General features: G+C 61.7%; 12 protein-coding genes. 4 read left to right on the top strand and 8 right to left on the bottom strand.

What is annotated here, in order from left to right; genetic code table 11:
* Positions 1 to 27 precede the first annotated feature (27 nt).
* The gene (locus tag EJ913_RS18455; RefSeq protein WP_127000546.1) at positions 28 to 234 is read right to left on the bottom strand and encodes a hypothetical protein; all 207 of its coding nucleotides are present in this window, start codon (positions 232 to 234) and stop codon (positions 28 to 30) included.
* A gap of 594 nt (positions 235 to 828) precedes the next feature.
* Between EJ913_RS18455 and EJ913_RS18460 the strand changes: the two genes are divergently transcribed.
* The gene (locus EJ913_RS18460; protein WP_127000548.1) at positions 829 to 2,100 is read left to right on the top strand and encodes a phospholipase D family protein; all 1,272 of its coding nucleotides are present in this window, start codon (positions 829 to 831) and stop codon (positions 2,098 to 2,100) included.
* Positions 2,101 to 2,280: 180 nt separating this feature from the next.
* Here EJ913_RS18460 and EJ913_RS18465 read toward each other — a convergent pair whose 3' ends face one another.
* The 5 genes from EJ913_RS18465 to EJ913_RS18485 form a co-directional block, all read right to left on the bottom strand.
* On the bottom strand, positions 2,281 to 5,322 hold the full coding sequence (locus tag EJ913_RS18465; protein WP_127000550.1) for a type I restriction endonuclease subunit R: 3,042 nt from the start codon (positions 5,320 to 5,322) through the stop codon (positions 2,281 to 2,283).
* A gap of 9 nt (positions 5,323 to 5,331) precedes the next feature.
* The gene (locus EJ913_RS18470; RefSeq protein WP_211098995.1) at positions 5,332 to 6,621 is read right to left on the bottom strand and encodes a restriction endonuclease subunit S; all 1,290 of its coding nucleotides are present in this window, start codon (positions 6,619 to 6,621) and stop codon (positions 5,332 to 5,334) included.
* The gene (locus EJ913_RS18475; protein ID WP_127000554.1) at positions 6,621 to 9,011 is read right to left on the bottom strand and encodes a type I restriction-modification system subunit M; all 2,391 of its coding nucleotides are present in this window, start codon (positions 9,009 to 9,011) and stop codon (positions 6,621 to 6,623) included. Before EJ913_RS18475 ends, EJ913_RS18470 begins: the two co-directional genes overlap by 1 nt.
* 557 nt (positions 9,012 to 9,568) lie before the next feature.
* Positions 9,569 to 15,511: a DEAD/DEAH box helicase gene (locus EJ913_RS18480; RefSeq protein WP_127000556.1), complete on the bottom strand. Its 5,943-nt coding sequence runs from the start codon at positions 15,509 to 15,511 to the stop codon at positions 9,569 to 9,571.
* Positions 15,508 to 18,930, bottom strand: coding sequence for a hypothetical protein (locus EJ913_RS18485; protein WP_127000558.1), 3,423 nt, complete (start codon positions 18,928 to 18,930; stop codon positions 15,508 to 15,510). The genes EJ913_RS18480 and EJ913_RS18485 overlap by 4 nt, the downstream gene beginning before the upstream one ends.
* A 301-nt stretch (positions 18,931 to 19,231) precedes the next feature.
* Between EJ913_RS18485 and EJ913_RS18490 the strand changes: the two genes are divergently transcribed.
* The 3 genes from EJ913_RS18490 (at position 19,232) to EJ913_RS33260 (ending at position 20,506) form a co-directional block, all read left to right on the top strand.
* The gene (locus EJ913_RS18490; RefSeq protein WP_127000560.1) at positions 19,232 to 19,615 is read left to right on the top strand and encodes a transposase; all 384 of its coding nucleotides are present in this window, start codon (positions 19,232 to 19,234) and stop codon (positions 19,613 to 19,615) included.
* Between the two features lie 139 nt (positions 19,616 to 19,754).
* On the top strand, positions 19,755 to 20,165 hold the full coding sequence (gene tnpA, locus EJ913_RS18495; protein ID WP_185909841.1) for an IS66-like element accessory protein TnpA: 411 nt from the start codon (positions 19,755 to 19,757) through the stop codon (positions 20,163 to 20,165).
* 77 nt (positions 20,166 to 20,242) lie between these two features.
* Entirely contained in the window at positions 20,243 to 20,506 is a 264-nt protein-coding gene (locus EJ913_RS33260; protein ID WP_425321119.1) for a hypothetical protein, read from the top strand.
* 462 nt (positions 20,507 to 20,968) lie between these two features.
* Here EJ913_RS33260 and istB read toward each other — a convergent pair whose 3' ends face one another.
* Entirely contained in the window at positions 20,969 to 21,712 is a 744-nt protein-coding gene (gene istB, locus EJ913_RS18510) for an IS21-like element helper ATPase IstB (RefSeq protein ID WP_127000563.1), read from the bottom strand.
* An 11-nt stretch (positions 21,713 to 21,723) separates the two neighbouring features.
* Entirely contained in the window at positions 21,724 to 22,932 is a 1,209-nt protein-coding gene (gene istA, locus EJ913_RS18515; RefSeq protein ID WP_211098996.1) for an IS21 family transposase, read from the bottom strand.
* Positions 22,933 to 23,138 lie beyond the last annotated feature (206 nt).

Here is a 23,138-nt window from a genome sequence, read left to right on the forward strand (position 1 = left end):
GCGACCGATCGTTGTGCCGACGCCGTCCTATGCCGGCCAGTGAAGACGCTTCAGCGCCAATAGCCGCTTCGCCTCGACGTCCAGGGCATCGTAGTGCTCGAGCGCGAGTGCCATGAGGTCGTCGAGGTCGAGCAGGGACAGCGGGACGGCCGCGCGGTCGGCCTCGTACTTCGCGTCGTGAGCGAAGCCGCCGGTCGATCCAACCGGCTTGCTACGGGACGTACCGTTGATCACAACCGCACCCACAGGTATTTGACAGTGGCCCCAGGGACAGCATAAATTCGAATCCCGCTCTCCCCTCTAAAACCGGTGTATCGGGATTATGTACTAGCGTAAACTCCTTTTACAGCGTGGCCTTCTTCGCTGAGGCGTTGAGAGTCAATTTCCAACTCCGTGGCGGAACGTTTCCGCTTTCCACGCTGTCTCCCGCCAACATAGAGGACAGGTAGACATAAAAAACGCTTTAAGTTAAAATCGGCAGAATGCATAATTTAAAAGTTGTATGGTGTCCATCACTATGCTTCACTTAATGGTTGCATTTTCGAGCCAGCATGGACTCGTTGCCCCACGTCTGGATAATCTATCATTGCGCTGCCTTATGTGCAGCCATATCAATGATGGCTTCGCTTGGCATACGTAGCCAGATGGTGCCGCAGCAAGTACACACCACCGGCGGCATAATGATCGCGCGCATCCGTAACATGTGCGTCTGCAATGTCACGTGGAGAATCCGTCTGTTTCAATGTACCGTGTCCATATTGCTGTAAAATGCGGCTGATGTCCTAGAAATCTTTTCTCTGATTCTGTGATGATTCTCCGGAGAGGCCCATGTCTATAACTTCTACAGTACTTTTTGACAGGCCACACGAAGCCATTGCTTCCCTGATAGGAAACCGTATTGCGGCGTCCGATTATACAAGCATTGTTGTTGGATTCGCCACGCCAGGCGGATTGGCCGCTATTGATGGCTTCCTGCGCGCGGCTCCGCAACGGCTTAAGAAGCTTGTCATCGGCGCAGCAACTTACCCGGCATTCCAGGCACTTGATGAACTCAGTGCAGCGGGTGTTCCGCAGTCCCATTTGCGCATCCACTTGGGCCATACCATGCACACCGGTGGCAGGAAAAATCCATTTGCTAGATACCACCCAATGCTACACAGCAAAATCTATTATATGGAGCTGCCCAATAACCGTGCATGCGCCTTTATTGGTTCTAACAACTTGACGTCGTTCGCTCTCGGCGGTCTAAACGGGGAAGCGGCCGTAATGCTGGAAGGGCCGACCACCGCAACAGAGTTCGACAAAGTGCGACGCCACATTGATGCAGTGGCGGACGAATCAATGATATACTCACCTACACTCAAAGAAGCATTCGCATGGTGGTCAAAGCAATACTTCGAAGGGCTTGATGCGGAAGTAAATCTTCCGAGGGATTGGTCAATAGTTCGCACGATCTTGATCTTCGCAAAATTGGAGGAAGGCGAACTACCAAAGGTCGGTGATAAAATTTATTTTGAGATCCCGCTTGGTATCCAAATAGAGAGCTTCAAAACGGAAGTGCACCTATACCTTCTTAATGTGCTTCCGCCTGATCCCGCCGATGCCATATCTTGTATTCCATCTTCATATGCCAAATTTACGTGCGGCACCATCGGTGCAGATAACGAGCAGGGAAACGATGTGGTGCGCGCTGACTGGCGGATCGAACAATTCTCTCAACCTATACTGAGGACCGTCCCAGGTGGGCGTCACCGTACGTCAACACCAGCCGATATGCAGCAGGTGCGCGCTAATGTAGCGTTACTAAGCGTGAGGCCATACGAATACGCGTTTGAAAGGGAAGGTCTCGGGTGGGAACCTGTGCTTTCGCCAGACAATCGCATGCCGCCTCCTAAAGAACTTGAGAATAAAATAGCGTTGTCTGAGGCTCAAGGAGGGCGTTCCGGGGAAGATTGGCGACTTGTAACCAATCTAATTCGACGAGCTGGCTCGCCTGTAGAGAAAGATCAAGCTGCATTGGCACGGGCGCGACCCGATTCCGGCTCTTTCGTTCTTGTCGCTCTGCGAAGGCGGATGATCAACGGTCTAACGGCGGAATAGGGAACGGCCGCCGAGTCCCGCCTTCCGGAGCGGAATGAAGAACATTAGATTGGTTCTGGATTACCGAAAAGGGCAGCGGCCGGATAGTGTTGCCCCCCTTTCGGTAATTCATGGCCCGCCAACAGGAAATTCCATTAAAACGGCGTCGGCGCCCCAATCCGGGGCTGATTTATAGTCGGATTAGATAATAGTCTGAAATTCAGTGTGCCCACCCAACATTTTCTCAATACTATGACTCCATGCAGCCTTAAATGCTGGATCCGACGCGAACAGCTTGTAAAGCTCTAGCTCTTCCTTTCGGCGTTTCAGCATCACGTCCTGCAGCATCTTTTCAAAGGCTATCTCGCGGTTGTAGGGATCGGCGTTGGCTTCGTACTTCTCGGCAAAGTCGGGATGGGTGCGGATGCTGTTCACAACGTTGATGAATTTGACTCGTTGCTCTTCCGGTGTTGCGCTCCAACCTTGGAACCAGCGCTCGTTGAAGGTACGAATGATCTCGTCCAAGGGATCCTTTTCCGACTCGCCATCCCGATATCCCCGCGGATTAGGGTTTTGCGGGTCAAGTTCGGTCGGTGATGCGTCAAGGCTGATGGTGTGGTTCAGTTTGGTCCGCTCGAGGCCATAGGACGACAGGTCAACCGCTTCAAGCAGTTCGTCGAGCATGTCCTGGTTGGGATCCATGATCTTCAGCTTCGGGACCAGGAACTTCAGGAACCAGAACAGCTTTTCCCACTCGACGACCTCGAAGGGCATGATCGAGGCCATTTGCCCATAGATCTTCACGAACTGCCGGGTCTTAATCTTGAAGTCGATCTTGTCCTTTTCGGGCAGTTTAAGCTGCTGATTGAAACGGTCCGCCGCAGTATCGATGAGCGGGCTCAGCGCTTGGGCATCTTCACCCGCGAAATAGCGGGTGACGAAGTCCTCGACCTCCTGCCATTCATAGACGCCGACTTGGTCGAGCGAGTCCTTCAGCTCGTGCAGCACGTTCACGTCTGTCGCCGACGACAGGGTGGTGACGGTGTAGAACGGGTCGAACGCCGCCTTGATGTCAGACACGTCGTTGAAGAAGTCGAGAATGAACAGATCCTCGGTGCGCTTGCCCAGCTTCGGGGCCGAACGGTTCAGCCGGGACAGCGCCTGCACGGCGAGGACGTGCTGCAGCTTCTTGTCCACGTACATCGTGGTCAGCTTCGGCTGATCGAAGCCCGTCAGATACTTGTTTGCAACGACCAGCAGCCGGTAATCATCCTCGTCGAACCGATCACGCGTGTCCGCTTCGGGAAACCCGTTCAGCTCGGCTTCGGTGTAGGTCGCACCATCGACGACCTTCTCGCCCGAGAACGCGATCAGCGCCTTGAACGGCTCTCCTCGGTCCGCAAGCAGCTTGGACACCGCCTTGTAGTACCGGATCGCCGCCTCAATGTTCTGGGTGACGATCATCCCCTTCGCCTTGCCGCGCAGCTTCTTGGGGCTGACGACCTGCTCGATGAAATGGTCGAGCATGATCTCCGCCTTGGTGTTGATCGTCTGCTGGCTGCGTTCGACATAGGCCCGCAGTTTCTTCTGTGCTTTTTTGGTGTCGAACAGCGGGTTGTCGGCGATGGACTTCTGGATTTCGTAATAGCTCTTGTATGTCGTGTAGTTCGCCAGAACGTTCAGGATGAAGCCTTCCTCGATGGCCTGCTTCATGCTGTAGAGGTGGAAGGGCTTGAAGCTGCCATCGGGCTGGCGATCGCCGAACTTTTCCAGCGTCGTGTTCTTGGGCGTCGCCGTGAAAGCGAAGTACGAGGCGTTGCCGCGCATCTTGCGCGACTGCATCGCCGCCAGAATGCGGTCCTGGGGGTCATCCTCGTCGGGGTCCGCGCCGCCTGCGCCCATCGCGCGGTTCATGTTGTCATGCGCGCTGCCACTCTGGCCGCTGTGCGCCTCGTCGATGATCACCGCAAACCGCTTGTCGCTCAGATCGGCAATCCCCTCAATGATGAACGGGAACTTCTGGATCGTCGTGATGATGATCTTCTTGCCGTTCTCCAGCGCCGATTTCAGGTCGGCCGAGCGCAGGGCTGGGGCGATGATGTTCTTTACCTCGGAGAAATCCTTGATGTTATCGCGCAGCTGCTTGTCCAGAAGGCGCCGATCGGTGACCACGATAACCGAGTCGAACAAGGGCTGGTCCAGCGCCTTCGCGCCCAGAATGCCCACCTTGGCCGGATAAGTCTCGATCAGCTGATAGGCCGTCCAGGTGATGGAGTTTGACTTCCCCGAACCTGCCGAATGTTGAATCAGATAGCTGTGGCCGACGCCCGTTGTGGCGGCGTGCGACAGCAGGCGACGCACCACATCCAGCTGGTGATAGCGGGGGAAGATCAGCGCTTTCTTGGCCAGCGGGTCGGTCGCCTTCCCCTCAAGCAACACGAAATGCTGGATGATGCCCGCGAGGCTTTCCTTGGTGAACACCTCTTCCCACAGATAGGCGGTCTTGTGGCCGTTCGGGTTGGGCGGATTGCCCTCTCCCTCGTTGTGGCCCTTGTTGAAGGGCAGGAAGAAGGTCGCAGACCCGGCCAGCTTGGAGGTCATGTACACCTCGTCAGTGTCCACCGCCATATGCACCAGCGCCCGGCTGAACTGCAGCAGAGGCTGCGTCGCGTCGCGGTCATCGCGATACTGCTTCTGCCCATGGTGCCGCGCCGTCTGGCCGGTCCAAGTGTTCTTCAGCTCGATGGTGATCAGCGGCAACCCGTTGACGAAAAGGACCATATCGATCTCTTCGTTCGGGTTGGTCTGCGAGTAGTGGACCTGCCGCGTAACACTGAAGATGTTGGCGGCAAAATTCTCATGCACCTTGGCGGCGGAACTGGCCAGCGGGGCGGGATACATCAGCGTGAAGAAAGCGTCATCGACGGCAAGGCCCTTCTTCAGCAGGTGCAGCACCCCGTTCTTTTTGATCAGCCGGTCGAAGCGTTCAAGGATCTTGCGCTGCCAATCGCCCGGATTGCGGTCCTTGAGCTTGGCTAGCTCTTTGCCTTGCGTGGTTTCAAGAAATTCCCAGAACAGACGGGTGTCGAGCGCATATTCGGCGTCGAAATCGCCGGGCAGGCCAAAGCGGAAGGGGCCGTGGCCGGCGGAGGCGGGCTGGCCAGCCAATTCCTCGGTCGTCAGGCCCGTCAGGTGCCGCTGGATCGCCTGTTCCAATGCGATCTCCTTGGTGTTGCTGACCATGATCCCCCCTTACGCCACCTTGATTTTGCCCGTAACCGCCGCATTGATCAGGCTCGTTTTGTATTCCTTGAGCGCGGCGATCTGCTCCTCTTTGATCGCGATGCCGTTGTCGATCTTCTCGCAACCGGCCTTGATGTGCGCCGCTATGGCCGCCTGTTCATCGAGTGGTGGGAGAAAAAGATCGACCTTCGAAAAATTGTCAAAGTTCAGGTCTTGGCCGTCACGGATGAAGCTACCTGTTGCCTGCAGCGCCTTGATGTAGCGCGGGCTCTTGAACAGGTAGCCGAAGAAATCAGGGTTGACAGGTTCAAGCGGTTGCAAGATCACATACGAAGAACGAATGCAGCCGGTGGCGAAAGCCCGTTCCAGACCTCCTTGGAAGCTGCGCATGCTGATGACAAAATCGTCGAGTTCGACGTGTTTGCGCTTTTCGAGGTTGGTCTGGATTTTGACCACGCGGCGGCCAACGAGTTCTTCAAACTCGTCCTGTGGGATAACGCCGTAGGATTGGGTCGCAGAAAGCTGAATGTCATCCTTGCGCGCAAGTTCCTTGCGTTGAGTGAATACATACTTGCTTCGCTGCACCTTCCAATGTGCGGGGATTTGGCCGATCCAGTCGATGCCGCTGTCCTTCATGGGGGCGGAGGGGTTCAGGCCGTGGGTGACGGCCTGCTGGATCAGAATCTGCCGCCGCTCGCGCAACAGCGTGATCTGCTCTTCCTTGATCCGCACCGCTTCGTCGATCTTGCCGCACTTCCCATCCAGAAATGCCGCGATGGCGCATTGTTCCTCAATAGGAACGACCGGCAACGGCACCATTGTGAAGTTCTCAAAGCGCAACGCTTGTCCGTCCCGCACCAGATTGGAGGTCGCTTGAAGTGCCTCAATGTAGCGAGAGCTTTTCAGCAGATATTTGAAGAATGGAGCATAGACTCTCGGCCCAGGATTCAAAGCCACATACGCGGAACTGACGCAGCCGGTATATTCAGAGTATTCGAGGCCTCCTTGGAAGCTTCTCATGCTCATAACGAAATCTCCCGCGTCAACATGCTTCAGGATATCAAAATCAAGAAACACCTGTGTGATCCGGCGCCCCTCAAAGTCCATGAAGTCACTTTGCGGGATAACGCCGTATTTCTGTGTAGCAGCGAGCTGTAGTTCACCCTTGCGAGCGCGCTCCCTCCGTTGGCTGAATAACCACTTTGGGTTCTTAATTTCCCAATGGGCAGGAATCTGGCTGATCCAACCAACGCAGCTTTCCTTATAGCTTCGATATGCCGGATAGGAGGACGTGTTCATCACACCGCCTCCGACAGATCGGCAAGCGTCAAGCTTAGGATGTCGGCGATCAGGCCATCAGCCTTTTGTTCCAGCGCCAGAATGTCCTGCGTCACGGCATCGAGGTTGCGCAGCGGCTTGTGGCGGTAGAAGTACTTGTTGAAACTGATCTCGTAGCCGATCTTGACCGTGTCGAGGTTGATCCATGCCTCGGGCACATGCGGCTTCACCTCGGCCTTGAAATAGCGGTGGATGCTGTCCTTCAGCGGCACCGCCTCGCTGTCGCGCAAGTCGGTGCTGGATTCGTAGGTGAGATAGCTGTCGTCGGGCTGGGCATAGATGCCGAAGTCGCCCAATTCGTCGATCTGGCAGCCCAGTCGCGCGGCCATGGCCTTCAGCTCTGCCTTCGTGAAGCGTTGGATGCTGTCGACCACTTTTTCCGCATCATCGGCATACCAGCTGATGGCGTTCAGAATTGCGTTCTTCTCGGTCGCCGACAGCTTGATCTTGCGGGCCTTGAGAATCTTGGACACTTGTTCGCGGAAGGTGTTAAAGTCGGTGGTTTCCTCGGTGCCCACCGCTTGCATCAGCTGATGCCCGACGCCGATCAGCTCGCGCTGGCGTAGCCAGAGGCCGGTGTCGACCAGCTTGGCGCGCTGTTTGGCGTTCAGCGCGATCTCCTGTTCCTCGCACCAGGCCTGAATTGCCTTGGCCTGCGATTTCAGGAAGCCGGGCTCATAGACCTTCTCGCTATGCTCGACCCAGAGATGCTCCATTGGCTCACGCAGGGACTTGTCGAAGCGCAGAGGTTCCAGCCGCTCGGCGCTGAACTGGGCGCGGCGGCGATCAGGGCGTTCGATGGTGACCTTGTGATAGCCGAAATCGGCGTTGTCGAAGATCTGCACCGCGATGCCTGTCGGATCGCCGTTGTCGTCCAGCTGGCGTTCGGCCGGCTGGAAGGCGAGGTAGGCAGCGGTGATGTCCTTGATGTGCTCGGGCGCGAATTCGCAGTTCTTGTCGCCTAGGTTCTTGCGCAGCTTGCGGAACAACAGGTTGGCGTCGATCAGCTGCACCTTGCCGCGGCGCGCCTCGGGCTTGGCGTTGGTCAGAAGCCAAATGTAGGTGGTAATGCCGGTGTTGTAGAACAGGTTGTTCGGCAGCTGAATGATGGTGTCCAGCATGTCGTTTTCGATGATGAAGCGGCGGATGTTGGATTCGCCGCTGCCTGCGTCGCCGGTGAAGAGGCTGGACCCGTTGTGGACCGACGCGATGCGCGAGCCGATGGGGCTGCTGGCGACGGGCTTCATCTTGCCCACCATCTCCATCAGGAACAGCAGCTGCCCGTCGCTCGAGCGCGGGGTGGCATCGACGATTTCCTCTTCGCCCCAATAATCGGTCAGTTTGACTTGGAAGCGTGGGTCGATGACGTCGTTGCCATCCTTGATGTACTTCAGGTCACTCTTCCAGCTCTTGCCATAGGGCGGGTTCGAGAGCATGAAGTCGAAGCGGTGGCCTGAGAACTCGTCGGTGGCCAGGGTGGAGCCGACCTTGATGTTCTCCGGGTTGTTCCCCTTGATCATCATGTCGGATTTGCAGATGGCATAGGTCTCGTCGTTGATTTCCTTGCCATACAGGTAGACGTCGCCCTTGGCGGCGACGGGCCCCTCGGGGTCCTTGATGTAGTTCTGCGCTTCGGTCAGCATCCCGCCGCTGCCGCAGGCCGGGTCGTAGATGGTCATGACGGGCGGCAACTGGCCGCTGATCGGGTCGAAGATGAGGTGGGTCATCAGGTGGATCACCTCACGCGGGGTGAAATGCTCCCCGGCCTCCTCATTGTTCTCTTCGTTGAACTTGCGGATCAGTTCCTCGAAGACATAGCCCATACCGAGGTTCGACAGGGCCGGCAGCGGGTTCCCATCCGGGTCTTCGGCGTCGTACGGCGTCAGGTTGATGTAAGGCGAGATGAACTTCTCGAGGACGTCCAGCAGCACCTGCTTGTTCGCCATGTGCCGCATCTGCTCATGCAGCTTGAAACGGGCGATGATCTCTTTCACATTGTCGCTGAACCCGCTGAGGTATTCCTCGACGTTGGCCAGCAGGATCTGCTGGTTGTTCGTAGCGGTGGCATAGAGCTGCTTCAGCGTCCACTTACTGGTGTTGTAGAAGACGTAGCCCGAGGCCGCAGTCAGGGGTGCGTCGTCGAGTTCGGTCTCCCTCATCTCCTCGCGTTGGAAGCGGACCTCCTCGAGAACGGCCTCTTTCGTCGGTTCCAGGAGTGTGTCCAGGCGCCGCAGCACGACCATTGGCAGGATGACGTCACGGTATTTGCCGCGGACGTAGACGTCGCGGAGGCAGTCGTCGGCGATGGACCAGATGAAAGAGATGAGCTTGTTGTGGGCAGCGTGATTCAACTTTTATGCTCGCGCTTACAGAGTGACAGGGCAACGGAGAAAGATATCCTATCACAATCTCCTCTGCGACAACTTTCCTGGGCCGGGCCATGCGTTATCACCGCTGATGAGTAGAAGAGGGCGGATACCCAAAAGAGATTTCCATGTTATGAAAAACAAGATGCAATCTGCAATGGAAATCTCTGATGGCGGAGCCCTTGTTCGGTTTTGCCTGCATCTGCCAAGGTGGATGGCAGGAGAGCAACAGGGGCGATCCAGAGCGCGTGCTACCCCGGGCATGCCGTGCCCCATTAGCCATGTCTCGCGATTATGATCTTGCCCTGGTTCGGTGGCTCTTGCGGGGGGAAGATCAGCACACTGCTCCCGCAAGGCAGTCCACAGACCACGCTTACAGATCATCTCCTCCCTGCGTCACAGAACCGCTCTCGCGGCGCAGCCTTTTGCAGCGACATACCGGATGTCTTCGCCCCCTACCGCGTGCAGCCAGCTGCATTGCAGTAAGGGGCGACGTTCGCATCAGGGATACTTTGGAGGGTTTGCCGCCCCTAATGCCGCGCTTATGCCTCCTCCTGCCAGGAATGCACGATCAATGACTCGTAGCGGTTCTGCATCAGGCGATCCACGCCGCCGGAGAGGTCGAAGCGGTGGCGCATCGTAGCGCCGTCGGCATGGTCAGCCTGGATTTCAATGCTGCGGTCATGGAAATCCCGGTCGGCAACCGTCCTCCTCCAAGGCAGCGGGAAAAACTTGATGTCCGCAAGCCCCGCGCGCTGAAGGCGGATGCGGAGATCATGCTGAGCGAATTCGTTCGACTCTCGATGAGGGGCGCCGAAACCATGACTGCTCCCCGATCGCTCGCCGGCTTCCGCCCGGTACACGACCTTGACCGCTTGCAGGCTACGGGAATGGGCCTTCAACTCGCTCAGCAGGTCTACCAGGCACTGCCGCGATGTGTCGTTGCCCAGCGCATAAGGATCGCGGATCGTGACCGCCGCCAAGTGAGCATCCGCAATCGGGGCGAACCACGTGGCGAACTCGCGCCGTTGCCCGGCGCGCACATCCCAGCGGCTCGCATTGGCAAAGGTGTCGAAAAGGCGGGTGTCCGCTGGCTGCCACGACGCGATGTAGGCCGACAGGGCCCCGGTCAGCACCTCGTCCCCCAGCCGAAGCTCGTAGACCTCCCCGGGCAGAATGCGCTCAGCTAAGGGCACCCGGGGCAGCGTGCTGAACCAAGCTAAGCCGCCGGAAGCGGGAACGGTGAAAACGCGCGGCGTCGTTTCAACGATCTTCGCTTGGTAGAAGCGAACGCGGCGATCCCTGACATACGGGGCCAGATAATCGAACAGCGTGCGCGAATCCGGGTCCAAGTCACGCAAGCTGGTCCGGAGTGGTTCTGCCAGCGCGACATGAACCGTACGTCCGCGGTCGGCTAAGCGGCGCAGGAAGCCGACCAGATGCTCAATGTCCTCGGCGTGGGCGGCCTCGCTGAACAGACGAGACACGCAGAGGTGGACCTCCGGTGCGCCGGCAATCCGCCGTTCCAACTCCTCAAGGCTCGGGGCCAGCCAGGGCTGGGCGCCTGCTGCGACGTAGGGCGATGGGTCCTTGGAGGCGAGCACCTTCGCCAGCCATGGCAGCACCTTGTGCCGGTCGAACTGCTCCCAATGGCGTTGGTTGCTGTAATCTTGCAAGCAACCGCGACAGGACTTCGCGCACTGGTTGGAACAGTCCAGCCGTTCGAGCGCCAGCCTAAGGAGCGTTCGCACCGGCGCTTTCGAGGTGCCGATCACGCGGCAGTAGCCGGCACCGCCAGAGACACTGTCATAGAGGATGACGCGGGGCTCATCGCCATCCGTCTGGAACGTCGCCCGGATCTCGCGCTGATCGATGTCGAGTGTCTTGGCTGCCCCTAACCGGACCGCCTCCACCAGCGTGCGCATGAACGCGTTGCGCTGTTCCCCGGCATCGGCAGCCTCGGTGTCCTCGAAAGCCGGCATAGGCGAGGCAATATGAAGCTGCGCTACGTCTGTGTTGAAGGTGTGCGCCAAGTCCACAGGCGATAGCAACGTGGTTGCCTCGCAACGGTCGCCGGTGCGGGGATTGTCGTGCACCATCCCCTGCAGCTTGCCATACGGTGTGCGCGCGGCCACGGCGTACTCACACTTGCTGCACCGATGATAGCCGCAGCCATGCGGCCCCTTGTTTACCATGAACAGCTGCCCGACCGGGAGGCCCGACTGCGGAGGAGCGAATGCCGGCAAGAAGCCGATGTGCACCACGCCCACATCGGTTGATTGGAATTGCGACTGCGGCAGGATGGTGATCAGCCTCGCTTCATCGGCCGGCCGGGTGCGCAGGCGGGTCACACCAGGATCGCGCCCGCCTTTTTCCGCGGCAGAGGTCAGGAACCCCTTCGGTTCGATGAAGGTACGAGCGCGCTGGCCGTCGAACGCTGCGCCGCAATTTGCGCAGGCCGCATAGTCGAGCCCATGCAGATCGGCCACGTCGACGTGCTGACACGCCTTGCAAACCCGATATTTTTGATCGGGCATGAACTCCCGCGGGTAGCGGGCAATGCCGCGGCTTACCCAAATTCGCCCGCCAGCCACCACCTCCGCCTCGGGCGCGTACTCGCTGATCGCGAGCGCGGCGTCGCGGTTCAGCTCAATGTCCTGACCACCCGAGACGCCAGCCTCTTGCGCCTTGCGGGACGGCGACACCTCAAGCGTGATGTCGTGCACGGGGAAGCTGTAGGTCGGGATGACGCCATAGCGAGAGAGTTGGTCCACCAGCCGCTGGTCCATATAGCGGTCACGCTGATGAACCAAGTAAGAGACGGCGCCGGCCCGTTTCGTGTCCCCCGCAACGACGGCAGCGTTCAATTCCTGAATCCGGTCCTCAAAGGTCGACCAACGGTCGGCGTGCACGGCCGCGAAATCATTGAGGGCAGCCCGAAATGCGTCGGCGAGGTCTGGGCCTGTCAGGGCGATCAGGCGCCGGGACTCTGGAAGATGGAACGCCAAGTTGTCCGCCTTCCGCAGACACGCCGTGCCGGCCGGGCTTTCGAGCCAGCTGTCGATGTCGGCGCGAAACGCCGGCAGCGCTGTGGCCCGGTCAAAGCGTTCGCCAAGCAGGTGTTTCAGCCGGGGCGAATTCCTCTCCGTGTTCGCGATTCGATGGCGCAAGTAGCCGGCGAGGACGACGGAGATCTGATGCCGCCGAAAGAACTGCGCGTTCTCGATGTTGATGTAAGGCACGTTCGGCGGGCGACGCAGGTAGTCCGAAAAGGCCCGGAACTCCGCTTGGTCGTAATTGCCGTTGCGGGCGATGGTCACCACCAGAGGCGCGGCCTGCGCGCGGCGTCCCGCCCGACCCACCCGCTGCTGATAATTGGCCGGCCCAGGCGGGACATTGCGGCAAACCACGGCTTCCAGCGCGCCCAGGTCCACGCCCATTTCCATGGTCGTCGTGCAGCTGAGCAGGTTGACCTCGCCGGCGCGAAAGGCTGTCTCGATGCTTTCCCGGCGGGTCGTGCCGATGGCGGCCGTGTGCTCGCGGGCGACGGGAATATGGCCAATGCCGGTGCGATATTGCACGACGTAGTGGTTCTCCCGTGTCAACCGCTCCCGCTCGTCCCGCCCGAGCTCAAGGAGGTCGCCCGGACATTTGAAGGACGCGCACTTGCCGCCGACGGAAATCTGCTGGTGCAGGCCGCATACGGCACACCGATAGAGTGGGCGGTTTGCCGCGCCAAAGAACCGCAGGTGCTGGCAATCGAGAACCAGTCCGTCGAAGCCGACGGCCGGGATCAGCACGTCCAACTTGCGCGCTTTTTCCCAAAAGCTCCGCAGAACCCGGTCGCGCTCGGCCGGCGACAATCCCAAACGCTGCTCAAGGAACCAGCTCCGCCGATTCGGGCGCCCCGGGCTTGGAATCCAGCGGAACCGGGCGTTGTGGGTATCGGCGGTCAGACCGAAGCTGCGCGGCCCAGTGTACTCAACCCCCCAAATCCGCTCCTCGTCCAGTTCCACATCATCCAGCGGGGCGATCGCGCGTTCCCGCCGGATATGCTCAAGGAACAGATGCGTCAAAGCCTCGGCTTCGCCGGCCAGAGCGGGGGGAAGCGCTTGGCGCACAGTGCCGACCAGTGGTGTCAGCAGGTCCAAAGCGTAGGTAACCCCGACCAGGCCAAGAGCTTCCAGTCCGATGCGGCGGGCGGCCGGGAGGCAGAATTCCGCCAGCACCCAACCGAGCAGATACTCTTTGATCTCGGTGTCCCTTAAGGTCCGGCTGAGCGTGCGATCGTATAGGCGCAACGCCACGCGATTGGACCTGGTCAGGCGCAGCCGCGTCTTTTTCGCCAGGAGAGGCGGATCGAAATCGTCATTCTCGGCGACGTTTTGCAGGACGTCCGTCATGGCCGTGCGCAAGGCCAATTCCAGGCCAGTTCGCTCGAAGTAAGGGGCAAAGAAGGCGGCATCTTGCCGGTTGTCGGAGAAGGACAGCAGCCCGCGCCCGCCAAACGGCTTCGCCTCCGCACCGGGGTGCGGCGGCAGAACCTCCAGAAGCTGTTGGGTGACGACAGCGGCGAGGGCATCGTCACCGGGATGCAAAGGCATCAGAATTTCGGCGTAGCGGGTCGCCCGCGCACCGCAGGCCGCGCACTTCTTCACATACGCCCGCTGTTCATACTCGTCGACCTCGGCGGCCACTTCCTGCAGAACCAACGCTCCCATGGTGTCAGACGTCACCAGCCGCCCATTGTCGGGCAGGAAGGATATTGGGCCGCCCAGCACCGGATTGCCTTCATCCTCGTCAGCTTCTTCCTCCACGCCGGAGGCGCTGCGGGACAGGATCATCACGTGCCGACTGTTCGCATGGGTCTCCGGCTCGGGCTTGAGCAGACCGCCACAGGTGTAGGCCTCCACGTGGGGCTGGCCGCAGTTCCGGCAGACCAGGAGACGATAGAAATGCTCGCCGTCCGGTCCTCGATGAGACTTCTTGGGAACGACTTCCACCCACTGCTCGGGAGCATCGGCCGACAGCCGTACGGCGGCCCCCTCCACCCCGCTTGCGGCCAGATGATAGCGGGCGGGCAGCAGCGGATAGCTCCTCTCGTCGGTGCGCGCCAGCATGCCGATGGCGATCAGCCCAGCGAGCGCCTGATCCGTGTCCGGCCGCGGTCCGAACAGCCGAGACGCGAGATCTCGATACTCGCGCATCTGCTCGCTCAGAAGGCCACTGATGGTTCGAACTTCCGCGTTGGTGCCGAAGCGCGCCGCCAGAGCCGGTCCGATCCCCCCAGCCGCCCCATCCAACTGAACCGCGATTCCACGCTGCTCGGCTGCGGCATTGAACGCGTCAACCGAATCGATCTCGCCGCGGCGGATCTCCTCGGCGATGGCGGCCAACGCGATCCAAGCGTCCGGCGGCAGCGACCACGTTGCGCTTGGCTCACGCAGAGCCTCGTGTGCCTCGCGCTTGCCGCGAACGACACGGGTCAGGGGCTCGCCGAACAGGTCGCCGGCGAATGCGAGCAGGTCCTTCTCAGCGCCCGGGTCGTCGGACAGACTGGCGCTGGTGCCGAAGCACTGCAGCCCGCCCTCGATGCCGAGATGATTTTTCAGCTTACGCAGGAGGAAGGCGACCTCGATCGCCTGAGCCCCCGAATACGTGTGCACCTCGTCCAGCACGATCGTGTGAAGGCGCGACTGGCTGAACAATGGAGCGTTGCGTGGCAGGAGCAGCAGGTGCTCCAGCATGGCGTAGTTGGTGATCAGGATGTGTGGTGGTCGCTTGAGCATTTCCTCACGGGTCAGGCACCAACTTGTCGGTATCTGGTGAAGCTCGATCGGAACACCGCTGTCGTCATGCCGCTGGAGTGCTTCGACGAGCGCCCGGTTGCGCAACAGGTCGTCCGCAACGTCCTGGCGCTGCTCGTTCGCCCCGACCTGCGATGTGAAGCGCCCGAAGGTAATGCCGGGATCGCGGAGGTGATTGAGCAGAAGCGGCGCCAAGCGGAAGTAAAGCTGGTCGTTCGCCAGCGCGTTCAGCGGGTAAATCAGCAACACTCGGACCCCGGGCTGCGAGAGGTCAGGGTCCTTCAGGAGGCGATCAATCACCGGGAAAAGGAAGCACTCGGTCTTACCGCTGCCCGTGCCGGTCGCGACCAGCAGGTTCTCGCGGTCGCGCACGGCGGCCAGCATGGCTTGTTCCTGATGCCGATGCAGCGGTCGGTGCCGCAAGTGCTCCGGCATAACCCGCCAGCTCGGGCTCAAGGTGCCATCCTGCACGAGAGCCGAGAGCGGCCGCCCCTTCTCGAAGTCGGGCAGCGTTTCGACGTAGGGCCCCTTGACCAGATTGGCGCCGTCCTGCAGCGCGCTGCGGTAGGCGTCGGCGAGCTTGGGATAGTTCCTGGAGATCGGTTGGGCGGTCAGAATGTAGCGCCGCAGTGTCTCTTCGAGCTGACGGCGAAACGCTAGCGGGTTGGCGTCAGTCATGATTTCACCGATCTGGACAAGACGTCCCAAAGAACGAGGTAGAATCCGAATAGGTCTGGCGCGACCCAGGTGACAAAGCCGAGGGTGGCAGCCGGGTCTTCCTCGGTGATTTTGCCAAGGCGGGCGAGATAATCATCCAGCAAGCCCGGCTCCAAACGGTCGAACCGGGCGGCCATGGCGAGTGAGGAGAGCAGGTTGGGGACGGCCGAAAGAAAGTCCGACGCCTCTTCTTCTGCCGCCGTGACTGGCAGGGCCGGCACGCCCGCCCGCGTCCAACCCTTAGCCACCCGGTGAACCCAACGCACCAGTTCCGGCTGGGCGCTGCTGCACCGGTTCACCATGTGAGTGGCGCGCCCGAGCCGTATAAGGTTGGATTCCCCGTTGGAAATCCGGCCGTAGGCCAGCCGCAGGCGGCGCACTGCGTCCCGGTGACGTCGGGCGGACAGCGGGCAACGGGTGTCATTGCTCTCGTCCTGAATGGCCGGTCGGCTCATTTCACAAACGAACTGGTCGAAGTCGAATTGGCTCAAGCGGACGCTGTCGGACCTGTGGGCTTCTTGCAGATTTCCATAGTAACGGGCGAACGCCGGGCCGATCAGCCCCTGTGCAATGGCCTCCCTCACCCTCCCGGCGGCGTCCAACCTGGCGAGGGAATGCAGGGCACGCAGCAGCGGTGCTGCCGTTTCGTGCAGCCGGGCGTATGCCGAACCAGGCAACGACCAGAGACCAGGAGCCAAATCCCAGGGCGATGTCAAGGGCACCCACGATTCACTGGCACCCTCCGCAGACTGCTGCGCGAAGGCGGGAACGAGCGGGGGCAGCCCCTGCTCGGCGATCACCGCGTTGGCGGCTCGCCGCATCAGCCCTGGCAGCCAAGACATCCTGTCCCAGCTCTGCTGTTCATAGCAGCGCAGCAGCGCCGCGTAGCAGCGCAGGGCAACCCCGGCAGCTTCGTCGATCGTCGTCCAGCAGTCCACGGCAACGGTATCGGTGATCCTGTTGCCCCATTCCCCGGCGACAGCAAGGACATACTCGTCCGAGCGCAGATTGCGCAGCGGCTCGGCGGGCGCATCGCCCTCCATCCGTACCGCGGGATGCAGCAGCCAGAAAGAGGCCGCCTTCATGCCGTAGGGCACGGTGAGGACGTAGGCCGTCCCCGCGCCGCCGGCCAGGGAGGCGCTGGCGAGCGGGCTGTTGGGCGCTACCATAACCATCCCCGGTTCCAACGCTCCGGCAACGGTATGGCCGCTTCGAAGGTCGATGCCGTCGAAACACAGGGAATGAATGGGACGGCCAAGGTCCAAGGTGACGGAAACCCGACCAGGCCGATCATCGATCTGGAACCGCCGTGGCGTGTATGGTCGGGCAATGCGGCAGAGTTCGATGGCTACCGACCGCTCCGGCCCTTTGTGGATGGTGATCGCGTTGGCGGCACCGGTGCAGGCTTCCATGAGGGTGGCATGGGCGATGTGCCGGCTCAACGCGCGCTGAAAGGCTCCCTGGATGCGGCGCTGCCCGATGCTGAGGTCGGCCTCGTGGTCGTCGCTGTGAACGATGATGTCGGCCGGTTGATCGTCCGAGATGGCGACCGTCTCCCCCAAGGAGACCTGGACGGTTCTGAGGGCCGCACTGACGTCGCCGGAGCGGACAAGCTCAACGAAGAGATCGGACGCTTGGAAACGGAAGGTCCAGGGAGCCCGTCCAGCGTCCCGGCCCACGGGTCGAAACGCGACACAGACGGGCTCGCCCGTCCGGCCGGAATGGAAGCCGACGCCGGTATCTGCCAGGCTGGCTCCATCGAACAAGTCCGGCAGGGCGTTACCCGGACGCTGCCCCCGGAACCCACGTCCCGGCCGACAGGCATCCAGTCCGCACCAGACGAACGCAACGGCCGACGCCAGCGCACGCGATTCCCCCCGCAAGCAGAGGGATGCGCGCAGACGGATCACCATGGCCGGATGGTGGGCCAGGTGAGATCCAACCAGGACGCGGCCGTTTTCCAAGTCGTCCCGCTGCACAGGCACACGTAGCGCGTCGGCGGCGGTGCCATCCGGCTTGGCCATGCCGTCGAGCACCAAGTCGTACGGCGCGGCGAGGCGATCCCCGGGAAGTGCGAGTGTGAGCGCCACGTCGACCGCCGCGAAAAGGCGCCGCCCTGCCAGATCCACGGCATGCTGTCCGGCAAAGCCCAGATGCGAAGCCCCGCCGGCCGCGAGGGCAAGATGGCCATAGGGGGAGGTGATCTCCAAGCCCTGGTTCAGCAGCCTAAAACGCAGAAAATGGAGGGGTCCAAGCCCGCCTTCGCTGTCCTCGCCATTGCAGCAAAAGCCGCGGCGCCCGGCGGCCAAGTAGGGGCCGGGATGAAGCCGAAGCGTCGTACCAGTCTGATCAAGCTGCGCGGCTTTGACCAACTCACCGGTTTCGCCATGGAACATGGCGATCGCGTCCGGACGGCGCGCAAGAATGGGGATGGCGATCGGGGTGTGATTGTCCCGATGACACGTGACGGCATCCGGCCAGGGCTGCGTGAGAACGATCTCCCTACCGTCCGACCCGGCATCGACCTCCGCGGAGCGGCCATCGATCACCACCGTCCAAAGATCCTGGCTTGGCGGAATGCCGAGGATCAATGTCTCGTCCCGCAGGATGACGGTGGGCTTGGCAAACTGGGCCGTGGATGATCCACACTGCGTTAGAGCGTCGAGGGCAAGCTCATTGAGCGTATCACGGAAGCGTTGCAGGAACCTGTTCTCCTGCAACTCCATGTTTTGTCGGATCGCGGCGTAGGCGCGGGCGTAATAATCTCCACCCTCGCTGCTGAGGATCAGCACCAGCCTGCCGTTATTTGGAAGGCGGTGCGCGACGGCGGTCGACCACGCGGCGCACTCCGCCGTATCATCGACATTGGGGAGCCCTTCCAGCCGTTCGGTCCGGTCACAGGCCTCCGCCAGCGCCGAGAGCTGGTTGAAAGGCACCCCGGCCTGCAGCACGAACTCGTTCACGATATAGCAGCCGTCACGCTCTTGCAGGACCGGTAGACCGAGGCGAAGGCAGGCCGAGCGGAATGCGCGATAGAGGTCACTGCGGCGGCCGATCAGGACGGGCTTGTCGAAGTACTTATCGATCCAGGGCCAAAGCTCGATCCCCTGGTGCTTGCCGAGAAATTCGGCCGTAAGGTGAGCGAGAATGCCGACACCCACCGTCGGCCATCCCGCCAGCAGTGTGCAGAATCGCTCGGCCGGGTCATTCGCCTTGCAAACGAAATCCTTTATTGGCGTGATGCGCTTTAACAGAATGGTGTGGTGCCCGAGGAACGGAGACGCACCGCTCTCTGCCAAATCATCGCGCAACGACTTTTCGGTCACATTGAGAATGACTTGAAGCGGCCCCGGAAACGCTTTCCATGTTCCGGCTAACATGGACAAACCTCATTAGGCTCCATTGCGGCAGCACCGATGGCTCGGCTTGGCCCGAGTTGGAGCCTGACTCGCAGCGCGTGCACAAGGAAGCCCGCAGTGCGCTTAATTGGCCGATGGCGTTTCCCCATTTCGGCTTATCCCCCCTGTGCGGCAATGTGCATTACGAGCATCCCGCGAAGAGCTTGAATCTACGAGCGCGTTTGCCTTTTGCCAACTGTGAATTGTGCTATCATGGCACGTGGCCTTCCTCTGGATCAGTGGATACCTCTGCTAAGCTCCAGATGGAGTGGAGAGGTCAAGAATGACGACGACGCAGCGCATCTTTACGGATGAGTTCAAGCAGGGGGCGGTAGCGCTGTTGGCCAGCAGCGGCCGCTCCCTTGCGCCAATCGCCCGGGAATTGCGGCTGCAGCCCTCGGAGCTGTGGAAATGGCAGCGCTCCCTGACCACTGGCGCCGATCAAGCATCGGAAATCGCCCGCGTCCAGATGGAACGGAATATATTAGAAAAACTGTGGCAATTTTCTCGGAAGCACCGAGATGAGGTTCTGAATCATTGCGGGCTACTGCAACGAATACCCGGTTCTGGTGCTCTGCGATGCCCTCGGCGTGTCGCCATCGGGCTATTATGCTTGGCGCACGCGACCGGAGAGCCCACGCAAGGCAGCGAACCGACAGTTGCTTGAAGACATCCGGCGTCTTCACGGTAAGCGCCGTCTGTGGGCTGCCTTGCGGGATCAGTGTGCCACGTGCTGAAAGCTGGACGTCGGCGGCACCAATTGGTGTGGCGGGCTTGGCATCGTGGCAAGCAGCGTGGTTTGCACTGTGGCAGTCCAACGTATCGAGGTCATCACCGGCGCCGGCGGGCGGCGGACCTATTCGCTCGAGGAGAAGATCCGCCTGGTGGGCGAAGCCCACGGCGGACGTGGCGCCGTCGCCGCGGTGGCGCGCCGCCACGGCGTGTGCACCAGCCTGATCTATCGCTGGCGCCGACAGCTTGAGAGTGGGGAACTGTCCGCCGAGGCGCCGGGCTTTGTGCCGGTCCATGTCCTGGAGGCGACACCCGCCGGCTTGCCGTCTCCTGTGATGACACCGTCGGCGCCGAAGACGCCGCCCATCGAGCGCCGTGTCGCCCTGGTCGAAGTGGTGCTCTCCAACGGTCGCGTGCTTCGGGTCGCCGAGGACATCGCCCCCGCCACGCTGCGCCGGCTGGTCGGCGCGTTGGATGCTCCATGATCTCGGTTCCCGCCGGGGTGCGGGTCTATCTGGCGATGGGGGCCACCGACATGCGCAAGGGGATGGACGGGCTGGCCATGCTCGCCCAGCAGGTCCTCCAGCAGGACCCATTCGCGGGCCATCTGTTCATTTTTCGTGGCCGGCAAGGGTACCGAACGTCATTCAGCATACAGTTTCGAGTCGGCACGGGTCGAGTATCCCTGGCACCCGCTGCACGGGCAGAGGCTCCGGGTCGTGAACCGAACCGTGCGTGGCGGTCATCCGGTCCTCTGGCTCGAGGAGCGGCCCGGAACAGCTCGGGAACTGCCCGCTTGGATGTGCGATGCGGCCTACTGCCTTGATATGGCGATGCTGGTTCCGCCGCAGGTCGCCATCACGGCTCTGAGCGCATTGGCGGCAGTTCTCTCGGAATTGCGGCGTCAGGCTGGTGATCCCGCAGCATCGGACATCCCATCCTTGAAGGAGGTTGCCGATGCCCAGACGACCGCAGCCGACGCCCCAGCTCTCGCTGAACCTCAACGCTCCGTCTCCGGACGTCATGGTTCCGGACGAGGCGATCCGGGCTCTGGCGGACCTGCTCCTGGAAGCCGTGGGCGCCCTCCGATCGGACGCGGATCAAGGGGATGATCTTGCCCCGGTTGCGGATTCCGATGAAAGCGGCCGGGGATTCCGACATGAAGGCGGTCCATCGTTCCGATTTGAAAGCGGTCCACGGTTCCGACGCGATGCCGGCCATCGCGTGACGCTCTCCCAGGGTCGGTTTGGTGATCTCATGGTGGGCTTGGCGGGGTCAAGCCTTCAGGTCAGAGAGCCAGTTCGGCGGTCTGGCGTTTGCGCAACGACTCGCCGCTGAGGTCGATGCGGTAGGCGTTGTGCACGACGCGGTCGAGGATGGCGTCGGCCAGGGTGGGATTGCCGATGATCTCGTACCAGCGGTCCACCGGCACCTGGCTGGTGATCAGGATCGAGCCGTTGGCGTAGCGGTCCTCCACGATCTCCAGCAGATCGCGGCATTGATCGGCGGTCAGCGTCTCCGGCCCCCAGTCGTCGAGGATCAGCAGGTTGACGCGGGCCAGCGTCCGCAACAGGGTGGCGTAGCGGCCGTCGCCTCGGCCCGGCGCCAAGCTGGCGAACATCCGGGGCGTGCGCTGGTAGAGAACGGAGAGATTCTCGCGGCACGCCTTCTGTCCCAGCGCGCAGGCCAGCCAGCTCTTGCCCACCCCGGTGGGGCCGGTGATCAGCACATGGCGATGCTCGCGCACCCAGTCGCAGCCGGCGAGCTTGAGGAAGAGGGCACGGTCGAGGCCGCGGGCGGCGCGGAAATCGACGTCTTCGACGCTGGCCTCCTGGCGCAGGCGGGCCCGCTTGGAGCGGGCCTCGAACCGTTTCTGCCGGCGCAGCGTCACCTCGTGGTCGAGCAGCAGGCCGAGCCATTCGGCATGCCCCAGCCCGGCCGTCTCCGGATTGCCGGCCAAGTCCCTGAACCCCTTGGCCAAGCCGTGAAGCCCAAGGTCGTGCAGCAGGTCGAGGGTGGGATGGTGCAACATGAAAGGTCTCCTCAGTGGAAGTAGCCGGAACCGCGGATGTTGGCGTGCAGCAGCGGCGCGGTGTCGCCGTCGCGCGGCAGTGCCGGACGGTCGAGCTTGTGGGCGAGAATGGACGCGATGCTGCGGTAGCCGAAGGCGCCGATCTCCAGTGCCCGCGCCGAGACGGGCTCGGCGCGCTCCTGGTTGGCGCCGCGAAACAGGCGCAACACGCCTAGGCAGGCGCGGGTCCCCTGTTCGGGATGGCGGCTCTGGGCAAGGATGGCGGTGATCAGACCCTCGGTGTTGGGGCCGATCGCCTTGGCCTCGTCCAGGACGCGCTCCGGCGTCCCTTCGGCATAACGGCGGTGGGTGCTTGGCATGTGGGCGGGATCGGTGCCGTGGCGATCGCCGGCGACCTGTCGGACATGGGCGGCGACCCGGCCGCCGCGGTGGAAGATCTCCACGGTGCGTGCGGTGACGCGGACGTCGACCTGCTCGCGGATCAGAGCGTGGGGAACCGAATAATGGAAGCCCTGGATAGCGACATGGTAGTCCTGCCCGACGCGGGCCAACATCCACTCGGCGAACTCGTAGGGCGTGGCCGGCAGAGGCTGAAGCGCCGGCTGTTCGAGCTGCCGCAGCAAGTCCTGGCGGCTGACGCCGACCCGGCGCATCGGGTGGCCGTTCAGCCGTTCCAGCACCTCACGGATCGCCGTGTTCGCCTCGGCCAGCGAGAACAGCGGGCGGTTGCGCAGCCGGCCCAGGATGTAGGTCTGGGCGAAGCGGACCCCGGCCTCCACCTTCGCCTTGTCGCGGGGACGACGCGGCCGGGCCGGCACCACGCCGATGCCGTAATGGGCGGCCAGCTTGGCATAGCTGCGGTTGATCTCCGGATCGTAGAAGGACGCCTTGTGGACGCCGGACTTCAGGTTGTCGGGCACGAGGAGCCGCGGCACCCCGCCGATGGCCTCGAACAGGCGGACATGCGCGCCCAGCCAATCCGGCAGGGTCTGCGTCCAACTCGCCTCGGCGTAGGTGTAGTTCGACGCCCCCAGCACGGCGATGAACAACTCCGCCTCGCGCAACGCGCCGGTGGCCGGATCGACGATCGGCAGCCTCTTGCCGGAATAATCGACGAACAGCTTGTCGCCGGCGACGTGGTGCTGGCGCATCGTCGGCGACAGCCGGCATTCGAACTCCCGGTACAGCTCGCAGTCCTCTCGACCCGGATGCCTGGGCAAGACGGAAGCGCATCATCGGACATCTCACCTGCCAAGGAGGCTGCCGATGAGCAGACGAGCATCGCCCAGGGGGCAACTGGCGCTGGACCTCGCGCCCACTCCGGCACCGCTGCCGATGACAGCGGTGCCGCACGAAGCCGTCCAGGCTTTGGCGGATCTGCTTCTGGAGGCTCTGGGCGGCAGAGCGTCGACGACCAGCAGGGAGG

The organism is Azospirillum doebereinerae (genome assembly GCF_003989665.1).
GTDB classification, from domain to species: Bacteria; Pseudomonadota; Alphaproteobacteria; order Azospirillales; family Azospirillaceae; genus Azospirillum; species Azospirillum doebereinerae.